Raw genomic sequence first — 17,837 nt, 5'->3', positions numbered from 1 at the left:
TGGCGCTGACGCGACGGCCAGCGCGCACGGCATTAGCGGGCTCTGGCCGTCAGACTAAAATAGGGATGTTTTCCTGCCAGCAGCAGCAAAAACTCATATTCTCCCTGACTGAGCGGCGACGGTTTTGCTGCGGACTCCTTCATCTGCCAGACCCGCAGGCTAAGGTCGAAGCGTTCAGCCGCGTGCAGTTGGGTCATGCCCGTGGCGATGCGTAAGTCACGCACATCAGTCTGAACCGGAACGATGTGCTGCAATGATTGATGGCTCATAAGTTCTTCTCTTTCTGTGGCCTGTCCCTGGCGGTATGGTTATCGGCTGCGAGCTATGCCGGGTCAGAGACGGCAAGCTTTTCTGCCGCGAAGCTGTCAATGGCTGAAACGGGGCGCTGACCGGCCAGCAGCGCGCTGTGCTGCGGGCTGTCAGAAAAGTTAAAATGACTGATCACCGCAGCCAGCGTTCCGGTACGGCCATTCAGGCTGCCGGCCGAGGTGGCGATCTCTTTCACCAGAGCGGCATTCTGCTGGGTGACGCGATCCAGATCGGTCACGGCCAGCGTAACCTGGGCAATGCCTTTGCTCTGTTCGTCTGACGCCAGCGCAATCTGGCCAATCAGCGACGTAACGGCGGAAACGCTTTGCGTGGCGCTGTCCATGATGGCGCCGGCGCGCTGCGCGGTCTGCGCGCCCTCACCAACGCGCGTCACGGTGCCATTAATCAGCCCTTCGATCTCCTTCGCGGCGCTGGCGCTGCGTTGTGCCAGCGTGCGCACTTCAGCTGCCACCACGGCAAAGCCGCGTCCCTGCTCACCGGCGCGAGCGGCTTCAACAGCCGCGTTCAGTGCCAGAATATTGGTCTGAAATGCGATGCTGTTAACCGTGGCGGTGAACTGACGGATTTTATCGGCCTCGGCGGCGATATCGGCCATCATCGCTGACACGCTTTTGACCAGCGCTTCGCCGTCGCGCGTGGTGCGCGCCGCATCCTCAGCCAGCTCGCGCGCTTCGCCCGCGCTGTGGGCATTTTTCTCTACGGTGGCGCTGAGCTGCTCCATGCTGGCCGAGGTCTGCTCGAGCGCAGCCGCCTGGCGCGTGGTGCGATCGGACAGATCGGCATTGCCGCTGGCGATATCCGCAGACTCCTTGCGCAGCACGTCGGTGTTGTCATGCACGGCGCGCACCGTGGTCAGCAGGCTCTGCTGCATCAGCCTGACCAGCGGAATCAGCTGACCCACACAGTTGCGGCCAAAATCCTGCGGTTCCCGCGTAAGATCGCCAGCGGCAATGCCGCGGAAATGTTCCCGCAGCGCCCCCAGCGGCCGTACCAGATGCGTGACCAGAAACCGGTCACAGAACAGCAGCAGCGCGAGCATCAGCAGTGCAGCAATGCCAAAGGCCATTTGCAGACGCTGGCGATCGGACTGGTCGGCATGGTTATTCGCTGCGATGTCGCGCTGCAGCAACTGCAGGCGCTCAGCCGCAGGCACCGCAAAGTCAGCCGGCGATGCGGTGAGGGCGGTACGCAGCGGCGCCCAGTCGCTATCGACCGGCGCATCGGCCGCTACGGCCGCTTTTGCCGCCGTGGTTCCCGATGCCATCACTAAACTGGCGCGATTGAGAAACAGCAGCTGGCTGGTCAGGGTAGCGTTATGCAGTTCGCGCTGATGCATGTCGCGCAGCACCGTGCTGCCATAGATCCCGGCCAGCGCCACAATCAGCAGCGCCGCGACCAGGATGCACTGCACAACCCGGCGAATGGTGAAGTTTTTAAGAAATTGCATGGTGAGTTTCCCCGGTGTCGTTTAAGACACAATGGTGTCGAGCGTTATTATTTATTGTTCGCGATAATATCGCGTACTATGGTTTAGCGTTTTAAGCATGGCAGGGAATTCTGAAAAAGAAAATGAATCGTCGATAAAATATTTCTTTCCCGAAGACACGCCAGATTAATTTATAAAAGGGTTATTTCGCCGGGCCGCGGCAGTCAGGCTCGCCGGCGGATAAATAAACATTCATTGTTTTTGCCGTTTGCTGAAATTGAGCGTTCAGTGCCGGTTAATTTAGCTTAAGTCACGCCGTAATGATTAACAGCACTCCGCCTGCAACACGCTGGGCGTCAACAAATAATAAACGCTGCCGCGTTAACGCTAATTTCACCCGTGACCATCACCGATTATAAATTCACACTGTAAAGCACCGGACCCGTTGGACGTCCGGTTGGCGAACCGCCGTGCGGCTCGAGACTAATCGCCAGCGTCGCCTTAACCAGCGACTGCTGTTTCTCAATCGGATACTGCTGCGGCGCACTGCCGGTGACCAGACCGAGTGAAACGGGCGCCCGGCCAGGCGGAATCAGCCACAGTTCCAGACTCTGATCCGCCCTGACCGCGCTGACCTGCAGCGGCGCCAGACTAATCACGTCCTGCCGGCGGCTGGCGCTCACCACCCATTGCTGACTGTGTTGCGCATCGGTCAGCACCGCCAGCGGTGTCATCACCGGCTCGCGCAGCCAGTAAGCCGACAGCGCGAAGCCCAGCGCAACGCAGGCGGCAGCCAGCCACGGTAGCGTCCGGCGTGCGGGCGCGACGCGCTTGTCGGGCGGCAGGGAAAGGGCAATTTTTTTCCACAGCGTTTCCGGCGGCGTGACGGGCGGCTGAACCTGGTCGAGACCCGCCAGCAGCGTCTGCCAGCGGGCGACCTGCGCCGCCAGCGCCGGCTCGGCCTGCAGTCTGCGCTGAAAGCGCAATCGCGCGCTGCCGCGCAGCGTGCCGAGGGCGTACTCCGCCGCCAGGGCGTCATCCCGCTGCACTTTGTCACTCATCGTCCTACACACTCCCGCAGATGGTCCAGGCCACGTCGAATCCAGCTTTTAACCGAGCCGACCGGCTGCTGCAGCCACCCGGCAATGTCGCTATGTGATAAGCCCTGATAATAGGCCAGCGCGATCGACTGGCGCTGTTCACTGCTCAAATGCTGCAGACAGTGGTGCAGGCGGGCAACCTGGCGATCGTGCTGCTCATCCAGACTGACGTCACCCGGCGTGCTGCTTAAATCGTCGAGCCAGGCTTCATCGGCATGGAATTGTCTGGCATAGCCGCTGCGCAGCCAGTCAATGCAGCGGTTGCGTACAATGTGCGTCATCCAGGTCAGGGGAGAACTGAGCGCGCTATTAAATGACGCGGCGTTGTGCCAGACCGTGATGTAGCATTCGTGCAGAACCTCTTCCGCCCACGCCCGCTGGCGTAACATGCGCAGCGCTACCGCAAACAGATACGGAGAAGTCAGCCGGTACAGCTGTTCAAAAGCCAGGCGATCGCGCTTCGCGACCGCCTGTATTAAGGCTATTTGTTGCTCAGCCTGAGAGGCGTCCATAATACTCCTGGCCGGTTTGTTTAACCTTACCGAGTATAGACAGTTATTCAGGCATTAAGACGGTATCAATAACGTCAATGACGCCATTTTTCTGGTTTACATCATAAGTGCTGATATTGGCCACATTACCCTGACCATCTTTCAGCTGAATATTATGTGGCCCGTTGCTCATAATCCACAGCGGCTGACCATTCACCGTTTTCAATTCGGCTTTACCGCCACCCTGTTTAATTTTTTGCTCCAGCGCTTTCATATCATATTTACCGGCGACCACATGGTAGGTCAGCACGCTGGTGAGTTTGGCTTTGTTTTCTGGTTTAAGTAGTGCATCAACGGTGCCGGCAGGCAGTTTGGCAAAGGCGGCGTTAGTCGGCGCAAACACCGTAAACGGGCCTTTGCCCTGTAAGGTATCGACCAGACCCGCGGCTTTAACGGCAGCGACCAGCGTAGTGTGATCCTTCGAGTTCAGGGCATTTTCAATAATGTTTTTTTGTGGATACATTGCCGCGCCGCCTACCATCACCGAATCGGCGTGCATGGCCGCCATCGCAGCGTTCGCGCCCAGCAGGGCGGCAGACAGGACGGCATAACTGATTAACTTTTTCATCATATATCCTCATTGAAGGAGCAGAAGGGTGCTCACAAAGGGATATACGTGCGGTGCGGCTGAACGGATGCAGAAAAGGGTGAAATTTTTTTGCCGGGGGAAAACGGCAGCCCGGAGCGGGCTGCCGCGGGGATTACTCTGGCATGCCTTCGCTGGTTGGCGCGCCTAACATGTAGCGCGACAGGAACTGCTCCAGCGTCATTTTGTCGCCATTCATGGTGACCTGACCGTTAGCGTATTGCAGGCTGGTGGTGATGTTATCGTCCTGCTGCTGCGTCAGACGGAACATCTGGCCCATCGCCGCCAGACCTTTCACCTGCTGATCGGCCAGCTTCTGCGCATCATCACCCTGATAACCTTCCGCCAGCCCGACGTGACGCATCACTTCGGTCGCCATCGGCATATTGATGCTCAGCTTGCCGTCGAGCGTTTTCAGCACGCGATCCACAGCGGCACCCAGACTCTGCGGTTCACCGGTGACGGTCGCCGGATCGTTAAAACCGACGTTAAGGTTGAACGTGCTCTCGCCTTTGTCATTTTTCCAGCTCAGCGGCGCCACGCTTACGGTCGGCGAACCTTTCAGCAGGGTCGGCAGGTTATTTCTCAAAATGGTCTGCACGCTGGCCTGGTAGCGGATAGGATCGTCCACCACGCCAGGCTGGTTCAGCAGATCCTGCATCTGCGCATTGTACTGGTCAGAGAAGGTTTTCACCGCCTGAGCATCAAACTGCGCAAATTTCATCGCCAGTTTGGCTTCGCCGAACGGCTGTTTTTGCAGGCTGATATTGTCGACCTGATAATCAATCTGGCCGCCAATCTTACCGTCTTTGTTGTCGAACGAGGACTTCCCGTCCAGCTTCTCCAGCGTCAGGCCTTCCTGACCGTTGATGCTGGCGTCGAGCTTATCCAGCGTGATGGTCTGGTCGCCGACGCGCACGCCTTCCGGACTCAGGTGGGTGTCACCGCCCAGCTTCAGACCGTTAAGGGTAAACAGCACCGGCTGCTGCAGCTGGTTTTTGCTGGTGACGGCGATGCTCGAGAAGTCGCCCTGCAGACTCACTTTGTCGCCTTTGCTGTCCGCGCTGACGTTGAGCGTGCCGCCGTTAGTGGCGAGGCGATCACCGGTCTGCGCATTGCTGTAATCCACCGGCAGCAGGTGTAGCGCGGTATCGGTCGCGCCGCTGTAACCAACGCGGGTATCGGCATTAACCAGCGATTTGCCCTGAGTCAGTTCAAACAGTTTCTTCACTGCATCGGTGTTTTCCAGTTCGGTGTGCACCGAGGCCATGCTGGGGATCAGGTTGCCGCGCTTCAGCTGAGCAAACGGGAAAGGACCGTGGTCGATGGTTTCGTTGAGCACGATGCTTTGACCCGGCTTCAGCAGCGGATTGTCTTCGGTCTGCGAACTGGCCTGAATCACCAGTTTGGTTTTGCTGCTGAATACGCCACGCTGGTAATCCTGATAGCTGAGCGTCAGACGGCTATTCGGCGCGTACGCGTTGATCTGGCTGTTGGCATTTTGCAGCATCTCATCCATGTGGCTTTCCAGCTGTTTACCGGTAAACCACGCTGCGCCAGTCCAGATTACGCCGAGCGCCACAATCACACCTACGGCAACCTTGGTCTTTTTCATCGCTGAGTCGTCCTTATCCTTGCGTGCGCATACCGTTGGGCCGCGCGACGGGTGAAGAAAAACGCCCGCAGGCGTTTTTAATTAATAGTTTGAAATAATAGCAGTTAATGCTGCAGGCGTCAGCCGCCTCACGTCAGCGCGTTGTACACCCGCGCCAGACGCCCGGTCCCCGCCGCGCTCACCGGCGACTCACTGGCTGCGATAAAGCAGGATTCGCCCGGTTGCAGTACCAGCTGCTGCCCGGCCTTTTCAATCACCGCCTGGCCTTCGATGCAGAACAGCAGGGCGGCACTGTGCTGTGCCAGCGTTTGCGGCGTGGCCGAAAGCGTATGGATGGCGAAGGCAAAATCCTCTACCGGAATCGGGAAGTTGAGGCTGTCGCCCTGCGTCTGCGGCTGTGTGAGCAGCGTCGCCGCCGGTTTGGCCTCGAACTTCAGGTTGGCCAGCAGTTCCGGGATATCAATGAATTTCGGCGTCAGGCCGGCGCGCAGCACGTTATCCGAATTGGCCATCACTTCCAGCGCCACGCCTTTCAGATAGGCATGCGGCGTTTCGGCGAACAGGAACATCGCCTCACCCGGTTGCAGGGTGATGACATTCAGCAGCAGCGGTGAGAACAGGCCATTATCGTCCGGATAGTCGCTGGCGATGGTTTTGATGGTCTGCCACGGTTCGCCTTCGCGCGCGTTCAGCGCGGATTTCAGCACGCCGAGCGCGCGAGTTTTGCTCTCGTCTTTCAGCGACAGCAGGGTAGCGAACAGTTTAGCCAGCGCGGCTTCGCTGGCGTTTTCAAGGAAATGGGCGATCTGCGGATGCGCGCCCGCGACCGGCTCCAGCAGCGAGACAATCTCAGGCAGTTCGCGAAAGCCGTTCATCGCCTGGAACGGCGTCAGGGCATACACCAGTTCGGGCTTGTGGTTAGCATCTTTATAGTTGCGCTCGGCGGCGCTGAGCGGAATGCCCGCCGCGTTTTCACGCGCGAAACCGGCTTCAGCGGCAGTTTTACTGGGATGCACCTGAATCGATAACGGCTGATCGGCGCACAGCACTTTAAACAGAAACGGCAGCTCACCGAAACGCTGCGCTACCGCTGCGCCCAGCGCCGCGAGCGGATCGTCGTTGATCACGTCACGCAGCGAGCGCGCCACGCCGTCCACGTCCACGGTGGAGGGGCTTTTGGGGTGCGCGCCCATCCATAATTCCGCCATCGGCAATCCCTGCGGGTTTTCGATGCCGTAGAGTTCGGTCAGCGCGGTTTTGCTGCCCCATGCATAATTTTGCAGCGAATTGTTCAATTTTTGCATCGTTTACCCTTAATAACGGTAAGTAAATAAGCGTATTAAAGCAGAAAGTGCCATAGAAAATACACGAACAAGTGCAATAAACGCGATGGGCTCGCATAATGTTAATTTCTTGTATGTGACAATCTTGCTCGCTCTAAGGCGTCGCGGGAAGACGACTTAGGCGGAAACCTCAAAATCTGAGCTAAGGAGACGTAGTCATGGCAGCCAACCGCATTGAAAAAGATTCAATGGGTCCGATCGAAGTTCCGGCAGATAAGTTGTGGGGCGCACAAACGCAGCGTTCGCTGGAGCACTTCCGTATCTCCACCGAGAAGATGCCCGTGGCGCTGGTGCACGCGCTGGCGCTGACCAAGCGCGCCGCCGCCCAGGTTAACCGCGATCTGGGGCTGCTGCCGGCTGAACGGGCCGGGGCGATTATCGACGCCGCTGACGAGGTGCTGGCCGACCAGCACAGCGACGAGTTCCCGCTGGCCATCTGGCAGACCGGCTCCGGCACCCAGACCAACATGAACATGAATGAAGTGCTGGCTAACCGCGCCAGCGAACTGCTGGGCGGCGAGCGCGGCATGTCGCGCAAAGTGCATCCGAATGATGATGTTAACAAGAGCCAGAGCTCCAACGATGTGTTCCCGACGGCGATGCACGTTGCCGCGGTGATTGCGCTGCGCGAACAGCTGATTCCGCAAATTGAAGTGCTGAAAAATACCCTGAGCGAGAAGTCCGCCGCGTTTAAAGACATCGTTAAAATTGGTCGTACCCACCTGCAGGACGCCACACCGCTGACGCTCGGCCAGGAAATTTCCGGCTGGGTTGCCATGCTGGAGCACAATCTGAAGCACATTGAACACAGTATTCCGCACGTCGCCGAGCTGGCGCTGGGCGGTACCGCAGTCGGTACTGGCCTGAATACCCATCCGGAATATGCGGTGCGAGTGGCAAAAGCGCTGGCCGACCTGACGCAGCAACCCTTTGTCACTGCGCCCAACAAATTTGAAGCGCTGGCGACCTGCGATGCGCTGGTGCATGCGCACGGCGCGCTGAAAGGCCTGGCCGCCTCGCTGATGAAAATCGCTAACGACGTGCGCTGGCTGTCGTCCGGTCCGCGCTGCGGCATCGGTGAAATCAGCATCCCGGAAAATGAGCCCGGCAGCTCGATCATGCCAGGCAAAGTCAATCCTACCCAGTGTGAAGCGCTGACCATGCTGTGCTGCCAGGTGATGGGCAATGACGTGGCGGTGAACATGGGCGGTGCATCCGGTAACTTCGAACTCAACGTCTACCGGCCAATGGTGATCCACAACTTCCTGCAGTCGGTACGGCTGCTGGCCGACGGCATGGACAGCTTCAATCACCATTGCGCGGTGGGCATTGAGCCCAACCGCGAGCGCATCGAGCAGCTGCTCAACGAGTCGCTGATGCTGGTTACCGCGCTGAATACCCATATCGGCTATGACAAAGCGGCGGAAATTGCCAAGCAGGCGCACAAACAGGGGCTGACGCTGAAGGCCTCGGCGCTGCAGCTCGGCTACCTGACCGAAGCGCAGTTTGACGAATGGGTGCGGCCGGAAGAGATGGTTGGCAGCATGAAGCAATAGCTTTGCTTTACTGCCGGACACTACAGCGCGACCTGTCGCGCTGTTTTTTTGCCTTACAGACGGTCACTCCATAAATGCAGCCGCGGGATGATCAGGTGCAGCGGCTGCGCCAGCGGCTTGTAGCGGTGCGCGATGTTTTCGGCATCGTAATCCAGCAGTTCACCCAGCGTCGGCACCTGCGTACGATCGCGGCACAGCACCAGCAGCGGCGAAGGGCAGGCCAGCTGCAGCTGTTTTTTCTCGCTGGCGCGCCACAGCCGCGCGATAGGTTGCACTTTGACCGGCCGCTTGATCTTCAGCTGCGCGCCGTCGGGTAATGACTGCACCCGCTCCAGCTCCTGCTGCACTTTCTCTGCCCACTGTTCGCGCGTCCACGGCGCCTGCGCGCGGTTCGCCTTCAGGCTGCGCTCCAGCTGCCCGACGATGGCCTCGCGCGTCACCTTCTTGATGATGTTTTTATTCGCCCAGCCAAAACGCAGCGTATCCGGCGCCTGCAGTAGCGTGACGCTGCGGTAGGCGTTGAGGGTGATCAGGCCACGCAGATGCTGGTGCACAAACTCAAAACGCGCCTCGCTCGGCAGGCCGGAGTCGACGGTGATCAATTGCTCCAGCCGCTGTTTAAGGGTGTTGATGGTCGTGACCTGTTGCTCCAGTCGCAGGCTGGCCGCCTCATCCGCCTCAATGCAGAGGGCGCCAGGCAGACGCACCGCCGCTTTGGTGCTGAGTTTTTCCGACTGATGCTGCATAAACAGGCGACAATAGTGGGCGAGGGCCATTTCGCGCGCGCGTTTACCGAGATGCTGGGTCACCGCGATGCGGTTGATTTCATCATGCTCTTTGCCTTTCTCGATCTCCGGCAGGCTGAATACGCGCGCCAGCAACAGCGGCTGCTGTTCAACCGACGCTCGCAGCGCAGTGAGTTCGCGCTCCAGCGTGTTCACGCATTCGTGTAAATCAGCCACCAAATCGTAGCGAGCCATTACAGTTCTCCATAGTTACAACATACCAAAGGGTGGCACTGAATGACGCGGCGAGCAAGCAGGCATACTAGTTACAACATACTATAATAGAGTTTATCCATCCAGTCGCTGAAACCCCGGCGTGGAATTCGGCTCAACAGGACGCGCGGGCATTTTTCCTGCCGGATGAACATGTTATAACCGTGATTTACCTGTTAACGGATATCAGCTGTGGAGTATCAGCCAAAACCGGGCGCGCCCGCTATCGTCACGCTCGGCGCCGTGCAGATCCTGTCATGGGGCGGATCATTTTATCTGATGGCCGTGATGGCTAACCCAATCATCGCGGAAACCGGCTGGTCGCAGCAGTGGGTGTATGGCGCACTTTCGCTTGGCATTCTGGTCTCCGGCCTGCTGGCACCGCTGTGCGGCCGGCTGATTGCCCGCGCACAGGGTCGCCGACTGCTGGCGGCGAGCGGGGCGGTGATGGCGCTCGGGCTGGTGATCATGGCGCTGAGCCACAGTTTGCCGCTGTTTCTGTTCGCCTGGCTGATTATCGGCGCGGGCATGGCGATGGGCCTGTATGACGCGCTGTTCGCCACGCTGGGCACCTTATATGGCGGCCAGGCGCGTGGCGCGATTACCGGTATTACGCTGATTTCAGGATTCTGTACCTCGCTGGTGTGGCCCGGCATCGCGTTGCTGATCCACTGGCTGGAGTGGCGCGGTGCCTGTCTGGCCATTGCCGCGCTGCTGTGCCTGGCGGTGCTGCCGGCTTACCTGTATGCGCTGCCGGCGCCGCGCACGCCATCCAGACCAAAAGCCACGCAACAGCATACCGCACAGAATTCGCTGGCCCCCACGCTGTTCTGGCTGCTGTGCAGCATCTTTACCCTCGCGTCGGTGATCATGACGGCGATATCTGTGCAGTTGATTACCCTGCTGCAGGCGAGCGGGCATTCGCTGAGCGCCGCGCTGGCGATCAGCACGCTGCTGGGGCCGTGCCAGGTGGCGTCGCGCATTGTCGATATGGCGTTTAAGCGCGGCCATCCCATCTGGACCACTTTCTTCTCGGTCGGGCTGGTGGCGCTGGGATTACTGCTGCTGGCCTGTTATCCCGCGTGGGCGCTGGTGAGTATGGTGCTGTACGGTGCAGGGAATGGCTTGCGGGCTATCGTGCGCGGAACCCTGCCGCTGGCGATGGTGAAACCGGAAGAGTACGCCATTGTGGTTGGCCGCATGGCGCGACCGGCGCTGATTGGTCAGGCGCTCACACCGCTGATTGGCGGCTATATTTTCCAGCATTCCGGCGCGCAGGCTACGCTGTGGCTGTTATGTGCGCTGGCGCTGATCAACGTGCTTTTGGTGGTGGTGCTGAAGCGGAAATTGCCGGCAGGCGCTCCGGAATCCGCAGGTTGAAATCACCACTGACGGCTAACGGGCAGAGATGGCCGCTGCTGCGCTTTAGTGGCGATCCGTCAGATATTGCAGCAGGCAACACAACGCGCTTAACAGCAGAGTGCAGCCAGCCGAGACAACGAAAGGCAGCGGTGCCATCCGCACGCATTGCCATAAGGTTGGCGCGTTCAGGCAGCTGGTTGCCGCCGTGATGATGCCCACCGTCAGCGGGAGAACGGTCAGCAATAATGCGCCGACGACCGGGGATAATACAGACATTATTTCGCGCCTCGAAAATAGTAACGGCGCGCATTTTGTGCAAAAAATAGCAAGGGAATCATGACCCGGATCAATATTATTCCTTTCAGAAGACGGTTTATCGACCCTGACGCCGCCCCCTTCGCCGGGGTGTTTTTGTTTCTTACACAGAAACAATGGCTTGTCTGAAGGTCGGTTGCGCACACGGCGCACCAGGCGTGCAGAAATAATCGTCCCTTTGTCACAACCTCCTTCACCAGCCCGCAGCTACAGCGGTGGGGGCAAAAAAGTGACACGTCGCGCATATTGTTGCGCAAGGCTCAGAGTGCTAAAGCGGTCAGCGGCATGCCTTGTTTGAATATTTTTATCTTAATTCAATAACTTAAGTCGATATCAAGGCAGGTAATAGCGCAGGTTAGTCACGGGTGGAAAGCATTTTCGGTATTCTAAAAAGCAACAGTGTTTGTTATATTTATTGCTCATTGATTATTCACTGCCGCGGTATGAAAACAAGAAGATAGGCCGCAACTCAGGAAACAGAAATGCTAGATTACCGCTTCCCGACAGCTTTGCAGATGGTTTTGAGCGTAGCGATGGCGGAGCAATTGGGTAAACGCTCGACCAGTGCCATTCTGGCGTACGGTCTTGAAGCGAACCCCAGTTTCATTCGGAAACTCATGGTTCCGTTAACGCGCGATGGCATCATTGTCTCGACGCTTGGCCGTACCGGCTCGATCCATCTGGGTCGTCCGGCCGCTGAGATCACGCTGCGCGATATCTACACCTCAGTGATTGAAGACAAAAAACTGTGGGCGTCGCGCCCCGATGTCGCACCGCGCTGCCTGGTCAGCGCCAACCTGTGCTGGTACTTCAAATCGATCGCGGAACAGGCGGAAGAGGCGTCGCTTAAAGTGCTGGAAACCCGCACCGTCGCCGATGCTCTTAACGAGCTGAAAAAGCACGATACCAGCAACTGCGAACCGCTGCCTGACCTCGAAATCGCCGAACTCTGCAAAAAAGACCGCTAACCTCGCGTGCGCATCGCTGATGCGCACCTTTCCATTCCGCTTCTGTACGCGCAATCTACCCCTGTAAATCCTGTGAAATCCGGCTGCTGTGCTCTGGCGCAGAGGCGCACTGTTGCTGTGTAACATCGTCATGCTGCGCCAGGCAAAAAAAATCCGGGCACGATGGCCCGGATGGGTTTTACTCCTCAGCGTTTACACCGTCTGCGTTTCCACCGCCGGCTGCTGTTTGCGCGTCACCAGCTTACGCAGCGTGACGTAGAACACCGGCGTCAGGAACAGGCCAAACAGCGTAACCCCCAGCATGCCCGAGAACACGGTGATACCGGTTACGCCACGCACTTCGGCGCCCGCACCTTCGCCCAGAATCAGCGGCACGGTGCCGGCGATAAAGGCGATGGAGGTCATGACGATCGGGCGCAGACGCAGGCGACAGGCTTCCAGCGCCGACTCCACAATCCCTTTGCCCTGCATCTCCAGTTCGCGGGCGAACTCGACGATCAGGATGGCGTTCTTACATGCCAGCCCCATCAGCACCACCAGACCGACCTGGACAAACACGTTGTTATCGCCGCCGGTCAGCCACACGCCGACCAGTGCGGAGAGCATCGTCACCGGTACGATCAGGATCACCGCCAGCGGCAGCGTCCAGCTCTCATACAGCGCCGCCAGTACCAGGAACGCCAGTAGCACCGCCACCGGGAACACGATAAACGCGGTGTTGCCCTGGGTTGCCTGCTGATAACTCAGGTCGGTCCATTCGATATTCATGCCGTTCGGCAGCACCTGGCTGGACATCGCCTCGAGTTTCTCCATCGCCTGCGCGGAAGAGAGCACGCGCGGATCGGCATCGCCAATCAGGTCGGCCGCCGGATAGCCGTTATAGCGAATCACCGGGTCCGGACCGTAGGTGGTGGTGATGTTCACCATGCTGCCAATCGGCACCATCTCACCGCGATCGTTACGGGTACGCAGGTTCGCGATATCCTGCACGCTGTCGCGGAAATCCCCGTCGGCCTGCGCCATCACGCGCCAGGTACGACCAAACTTGTTGAAGTCGTTGACGTAAGAGGAACCCAGATACACCTGCAGCGTCGTGAACAGATCGGTCAGCGATACGCCTTGTGCTTTGGCTTTGTCGCGATCGACCTGCACATCCAGCTGCGGCACATTGGCCTGATAGGAGGAGATCGGGAACATCATGCCAGGCGTCTGCATCACCGCACCGGACAGCGTATTAATCGCGGTTTGCAGTGCGCCATAGCCGAGGCCCGCACGGTCCTGCACATACAGCGAATAGCCCGATCCCTGGCCCAGACCGAGGATCGGCGGTGGCATGATGGAGAAACCGAAGCCCTGCTGAATTTTGGAAATTTTCGCGTTGATCTCAGCATTAATTTCCGCCGCAGTGCGGCTGCGCTCGCTGAACGGTTTCAGACCGAAGAACACCGTGCCGGTATTCGGCGTATTGGTGAACTGCAGCGCATTCAGGCCGGGGAAGGCGACGGAGTAGGCCACGCCTTCGGTGTTCATGCCGATTTCGCTCATCTTACGAATCACTTCATCGGTACGCGCCAGCGATGAGCCTTCCGGCATCTTCACGCCACCAATCAGGTACAGCTTATCCTGCGTCGGAATAAAGCCGCCTGGCACGGTGTGGAACATGAAGCCGGCACCGGCCAGCAGCAGCACGTACACGCCAAACACCGCACCGCGCCGGCGCAGGGTTTTGCCGACCATCGATTCATAGCCGTCCGAGCTGCGCTGGAAGAAGCGGTTAAACGGCCGGAACACCCAGCCCAGCAGGCGATCGATCAGGCGCGTCGGCAGGTCCTTCGGCGCACCGTGCGCCTTCAGCAGTTTCGCCGCCAGCGCCGGAGAGAGCGTCAGCGAGTTAATCGCCGAAATCACCGTCGAAATGGCAATGGTCACGGCAAACTGCTTATAGAACTGACCGGTTACGCCCGAGAGGAAGGCCATCGGCACAAACACTGCACACAGCACCAGCGCGATGGCGATAATCGGCCCGGAGACCTCGCGCATGGCCTGGTGAGCTGCCGCCACCGGTGTTAAGCCCTGCTCAATGTTACGCTCGACGTTCTCCACCACCACGATGGCGTCATCGACCACGATCCCAATCGCCAGCACCAGCCCGAACAGGCTCAGGGTATTGAGCGAAAAGCCCAGCAGGTAGAGCACGCTGAAGGTACCGACCACCGACACCGGCACTGCCAGCAGCGGGATGATCGAGGCGCGCCACGTCTGCAGGAACAGAATCACCACCAGCACCACCAGCACGATGGCTTCGAACAGCGTCTGGACCACGGCGCGGATCGAGTCACGCACGAACACCGTCGGGTCATAAGGCGCGGCCCACTGCACGTCATCCGGGAAGCGCGTTGCCAGCTCGGCCATCTTGGCGCGTACCGCATTCGACAGGTCGATGGCGTTTGCACCCGGCGACTGGAAGATACCGATACCAACCGCATCCTTGTTGTTCAGCTGCGAACGCAGGGCATAGCTGCCGGAGCCCATCTCGATGCGCGCCACGTCACGCAGGCGCACCAGCGTGCCGTCATCGGCGGTTTTCAGGATGATGTTGCCAAACTGCGCCTCATCTTCCAGCCGCCCCTGGGTGTTGATCGACAGCAGGAAATCGCTCTCTTTCTTCGTCGGCTCTGCGCCCAGCTGCCCGGCAGAAACCTGCACGTTCTGCTCCTGCATGGCGCTGACCACGTCGCCGGCGGTCATGCCGCGCGCCGCCACTTTGTTCGGGTCGAGCCAGACGCGCATCGCGTAGTCACCGGCACCGAAGATCTGAATCTGGCCGACGCCTGGCAGGCGCGCCAGCTCATCTTTCACCTTCAGCGTGGCGTAGTTACGCAGATAGAGCGAATCGTACTTGCCGTGGGGCGAGAACAGATGCACCACCAGCGTCAGGGTAGGTGACTGCTTCTGGGTGGTCAGGCCGAGCTGACGCACCTCTTCCGGCAGACGCGCTTCAGCCTGTGCTACGCGGTTTTGCACCTGGACCTGCGCCTGATCGGGATCGGTTCCCGGGCGGAAGGTCACGGTGGTAACCAGCACGCCATCTGAGCCGGCCACCGACTTCATGTACATCATGTTTTCCACCCCGTTGATCGCTTCTTCCAGCGGCGTTGCCACCGAATCAGCAATCACTTTGGGGTTGGCACCGGGATATTCTGCGCGCACCTGCACGCTGGGTGGCACCACGTTGGGGTATTCACTGATCGGCAACAGCGGAATGGCGATCAGTCCGGTGGTAAATATCAAAATCGACAGGACCGCGGCGAAAATCGGTCGGTCGATAAAAAAGCGGGAGAAATCCATAACGGGCAGTCTCGATTATTATTGAGCGGAGCGCATGGCCACCGGCTGCGCTTTTACCGGCATACCGGGCATGAACACTTTCTGCAGACCGTTGACAATCACCTTGTCACCTGGCTTCAGACCCTGCTGCACAATACGCAGGCCGTTAGCCAGATCGCCCAGCTGAACATCGCGGCGTTCGGATTTGCCCTGCGCATCAACCACGTAAACGTATTTACGATCCTGATCGGTCAGTACCGCGCGGTCGTCGACCAGCAGCGCGTTAAATTCTGCGCTGCCCGGCAGCCGCACGCGGGCAAACAGGCCTGGGGTAAACTGACGCTGCTGATTGTCGAGCGTGGCGCGCATGCGAATGGTGCCGGTGCTGGCGGTCAGCTGGTTATCGAGAAAATCGACGGTGCCGCGGTGCGGATAGCCCTGTTCGCCGGTCAGCGCAATCTCTACCGGCAGCGAACCGCGGTTCTGGCCCTGACGCGCCATCGCCTGGTACTGCAGATAGATCGCTTCGTCGACGTCAAAGTAGACGTACATGCGGTCCTGCGAAACCAGCGTGGTGAGAACGCTGGCGCTGTCGCCGGCGGTCACCAGGTTACCGGTGGTGATCATCGCCCGGCTGGCGCGACCATCAATCGGCGCGGTGACGCGGGTAAAGTCGAGGTTCAGCTGCGCCATATCGACTGCCGCCTGGGCGGCCAGCACGCTGGCCTGCGCCTGACTGGCGGTCGAACGCCGCTGTTCCCACTCTTCGCGCGACACCACCTGGGTGCCGATCAGCTTGTCGGTACGGGCCGACTCGCTGCGGGCCAGCGCCGCCTGGCTACGCGCGCTGGCCAGTTCGGCCTGCGCCTGCTCCAGCGTGGCGCGGTAGGTGCGGTCATCAATGGTAAACAGCACCTGACCTTTCTTCACCTCATCGCCTTCGCGATAGTTAACCTGATCGATGTAGCCCGAGACGCGCGGACGCAGCTGCACGCTCTGCACCGCTTCAATGCGGCCATTGAAGCTATCCCACTGGCTGACTTTTTGTTGCACCACCTGCGCGACACTCACTTCGGGCGGAGGCGGCGGCGCGTTTTGCGCCACACCGCGATCACAACCGGCCAGCAGGCTTCCCAGCAACATCACTCCTGACAGGCTTACGGCCCGACGAACCCCATATGTTTGCAGATGCATTGTTGTTATTCCGCGTTGGTGAAAAAGAAAGGAGACGTACGAAAAATCTGCAACTTTTAAGATTGCATTAAAACCACAGGAGTGTAGGCTTGGGCGAACTGCATCTGCAAGAATATCTGATACACTTTATGTGCGGTTTTGATCAATTCGTAACAGGTAGCGAAAGCCCCTACGGCGAGTGCGGCATTTAATGCAATAATAAAACTTGCATTAAGTGCGATAGTCAGTCACCCTTAAAGTGTAATTGCAACTGATACTGATACTGTTCGCCATGGCGACGGGAGAGAATGGGATGATGAGCGACGCTTTTATTCACGATCTGATCGACTGGATTGATAACAACATTGAAGCACGTCTGGATCTGGACACCGTAGCGGGGCGCGCCGGCTATTCGAAGTGGCACCTGCAACGTATGTTCAAAGAGCACACCGGCTATCCGCTGGGTGAGTACATCCGGGCCAAGAAGCTGAAAAAATCGGCCGACCGCCTGACCACCACCAACGAACCGATCCTCAACGTGGCCATTTCGCTGGGCTTCGATTCACAGCAGTCGTTTAACCGCAGCTTCAAGCGCCAGTATGGCGTGGCACCGGGCGCATGGCGTCGTCACGCCGCGCACACCCCGAGCGCGATGCAGCAGTAAACCTCCGCCAGGGCCAGCCATGCTGGCCCGCGTTTTTCCCCGCCTGAAACCTGCTATTATCGGCGTCCTGCTTTTCAGGATGTCACTATGTCGAAAAAACTCTGGATTGGATTACTGTTTGCGCTGGTGGTTTGCTGGATCGGGCTGAAGCCCCATCTGAGCGGTACTGCACCGGAAAAACAGACGGATATTGCGCAACTGACCGATGCACATCGTGTGGCGCGCTGGCTGCAGCAGCATCACCGTTTGCCTGATTTTTATCTCACCAAAAGCGCGGCACGTCGTCAGGGCTGGAACCCGGCGCAGGGTAACCTGTGTGAGGTGTTGCCAGGGCGGGCGATTGGCGGCGATCGCTTCAGTAACCGCGAACGGCGGCTGCCGATGCAGGCAGGGCGTCAGTGGTATGAAGCGGACGTCAATTACGACTGCGGCCACCGCGATGCCGATCGTCTGCTTTACTCTTCTGATGGGCTGATCTTTCTCACCACCGATCACTATCGCAGCTTCACGCCGGTACCCTGAC

At 58.9% G+C, this 17,837-nt stretch carries 16 protein-coding genes; 5 read left to right on the top strand and 11 right to left on the bottom strand.

Features of this window, described 5'->3' with window-relative positions; translation table 11 throughout:
* Nucleotides 1-32: 32 nt before the first annotated feature.
* From CBW22_RS01470 to manA, 7 genes are all read right to left on the bottom strand, one after another.
* Nucleotides 33-269 carry a hypothetical protein gene (locus CBW22_RS01470; protein WP_021506169.1) on the bottom strand — a complete coding sequence of 79 codons (237 nt, stop codon included), beginning with the start codon at nucleotides 267-269 and terminating at the stop codon, nucleotides 33-35.
* 53 nt (nucleotides 270-322) lie between these two features.
* Complete coding sequence (locus CBW22_RS01465; protein ID WP_254919457.1) at nucleotides 323-1,777, bottom strand: methyl-accepting chemotaxis protein; 1,455 nt, start codon at nucleotides 1,775-1,777, stop codon at nucleotides 323-325.
* A 392-nt stretch (nucleotides 1,778-2,169) separates the two neighbouring features.
* Complete coding sequence (locus CBW22_RS01460) at nucleotides 2,170-2,817, bottom strand: anti-sigma factor (RefSeq protein WP_058758468.1); 648 nt, start codon at nucleotides 2,815-2,817, stop codon at nucleotides 2,170-2,172.
* Nucleotides 2,814-3,368, bottom strand: coding sequence for a sigma-70 family RNA polymerase sigma factor (locus CBW22_RS01455; RefSeq protein WP_088515837.1), 555 nt, complete (start codon nucleotides 3,366-3,368; stop codon nucleotides 2,814-2,816). The genes CBW22_RS01460 and CBW22_RS01455 overlap by 4 nt, the downstream gene beginning before the upstream one ends.
* A gap of 43 nt (nucleotides 3,369-3,411) precedes the next feature.
* Nucleotides 3,412-3,975, bottom strand: coding sequence for a fasciclin domain-containing protein (locus tag CBW22_RS01450; protein WP_031279149.1), 564 nt, complete (start codon nucleotides 3,973-3,975; stop codon nucleotides 3,412-3,414).
* 133 nt (nucleotides 3,976-4,108) lie between these two features.
* Nucleotides 4,109-5,608 (bottom strand): YdgA family protein, encoded by a 1,500-nt coding sequence (locus CBW22_RS01445; RefSeq protein ID WP_021506164.1) that lies wholly within the window; start codon nucleotides 5,606-5,608, stop codon nucleotides 4,109-4,111.
* A 128-nt stretch (nucleotides 5,609-5,736) separates the two neighbouring features.
* On the bottom strand, nucleotides 5,737-6,912 hold the full coding sequence (gene manA, locus CBW22_RS01440; protein ID WP_088515836.1) for a mannose-6-phosphate isomerase: 1,176 nt from the start codon (nucleotides 6,910-6,912) through the stop codon (nucleotides 5,737-5,739).
* A gap of 197 nt (nucleotides 6,913-7,109) precedes the next feature.
* Between manA and fumC the strand changes: the two genes are divergently transcribed.
* Nucleotides 7,110-8,507 (top strand): class II fumarate hydratase, encoded by a 1,398-nt coding sequence (gene fumC / locus CBW22_RS01435; RefSeq protein WP_088515835.1) that lies wholly within the window; start codon nucleotides 7,110-7,112, stop codon nucleotides 8,505-8,507.
* Between the two features lie 53 nt (nucleotides 8,508-8,560).
* On the opposite strand, the gene tus is transcribed toward fumC, so the two are convergent.
* A complete protein-coding gene (gene tus / locus CBW22_RS01430; RefSeq protein WP_088515834.1) occupies nucleotides 8,561-9,487 on the bottom strand; it encodes a DNA replication terminus site-binding protein in 927 nt (308 codons plus the stop codon).
* Nucleotides 9,488-9,697: 210 nt separating this feature from the next.
* On the opposite strand from tus, the gene CBW22_RS01425 reads away from it, so the two are divergent.
* Nucleotides 9,698-10,885, top strand: coding sequence for an MFS transporter (locus CBW22_RS01425; protein ID WP_058769731.1), 1,188 nt, complete (start codon nucleotides 9,698-9,700; stop codon nucleotides 10,883-10,885).
* Between the two features lie 45 nt (nucleotides 10,886-10,930).
* On the opposite strand, the gene CBW22_RS01420 is transcribed toward CBW22_RS01425, so the two are convergent.
* Nucleotides 10,931-11,143, bottom strand: a complete 213-nt coding sequence (locus CBW22_RS01420; RefSeq protein WP_088515833.1) for a hypothetical protein — start codon at nucleotides 11,141-11,143, stop codon at nucleotides 10,931-10,933.
* 521 nt (nucleotides 11,144-11,664) lie between these two features.
* On the opposite strand from CBW22_RS01420, the gene CBW22_RS01415 reads away from it, so the two are divergent.
* Nucleotides 11,665-12,150, top strand: a complete 486-nt coding sequence (locus tag CBW22_RS01415) for an RrF2 family transcriptional regulator (protein ID WP_031279147.1) — start codon at nucleotides 11,665-11,667, stop codon at nucleotides 12,148-12,150.
* Nucleotides 12,151-12,342: 192 nt separating this feature from the next.
* On the opposite strand, the gene oqxB is transcribed toward CBW22_RS01415, so the two are convergent.
* On the bottom strand, nucleotides 12,343-15,498 hold the full coding sequence (gene oqxB, locus CBW22_RS01410) for a multidrug efflux RND transporter permease subunit OqxB (RefSeq protein WP_058758475.1): 3,156 nt from the start codon (nucleotides 15,496-15,498) through the stop codon (nucleotides 12,343-12,345).
* A gap of 18 nt (nucleotides 15,499-15,516) precedes the next feature.
* Nucleotides 15,517-16,671, bottom strand: coding sequence for an efflux RND transporter periplasmic adaptor subunit (locus CBW22_RS01405; protein ID WP_088515832.1), 1,155 nt, complete (start codon nucleotides 16,669-16,671; stop codon nucleotides 15,517-15,519).
* 292 nt (nucleotides 16,672-16,963) lie between these two features.
* On the opposite strand from CBW22_RS01405, the gene CBW22_RS01400 reads away from it, so the two are divergent.
* Together CBW22_RS01400 and CBW22_RS01395 are read left to right on the top strand one after the other, a co-directional pair.
* On the top strand, nucleotides 16,964-17,314 hold the full coding sequence (locus CBW22_RS01400) for a helix-turn-helix domain-containing protein (RefSeq protein WP_021506154.1): 351 nt from the start codon (nucleotides 16,964-16,966) through the stop codon (nucleotides 17,312-17,314).
* A gap of 87 nt (nucleotides 17,315-17,401) precedes the next feature.
* Nucleotides 17,402-17,836: a ribonuclease domain-containing protein gene (locus CBW22_RS01395; RefSeq protein WP_021506153.1), complete on the top strand. Its 435-nt coding sequence runs from the start codon at nucleotides 17,402-17,404 to the stop codon at nucleotides 17,834-17,836.
* Nucleotide 17,837: the final 1 nt, after the last annotated feature.

This window comes from Pantoea sp. VS1, from assembly GCF_002207995.1.
In the GTDB taxonomy this organism is placed as follows: domain Bacteria; phylum Pseudomonadota; class Gammaproteobacteria; order Enterobacterales; family Enterobacteriaceae; genus Pantoea; species Pantoea dispersa.
The sequence above is the reverse complement of the archived record's forward strand: the minus strand, read 5'-3'. Positions and strand labels throughout refer to the sequence as shown.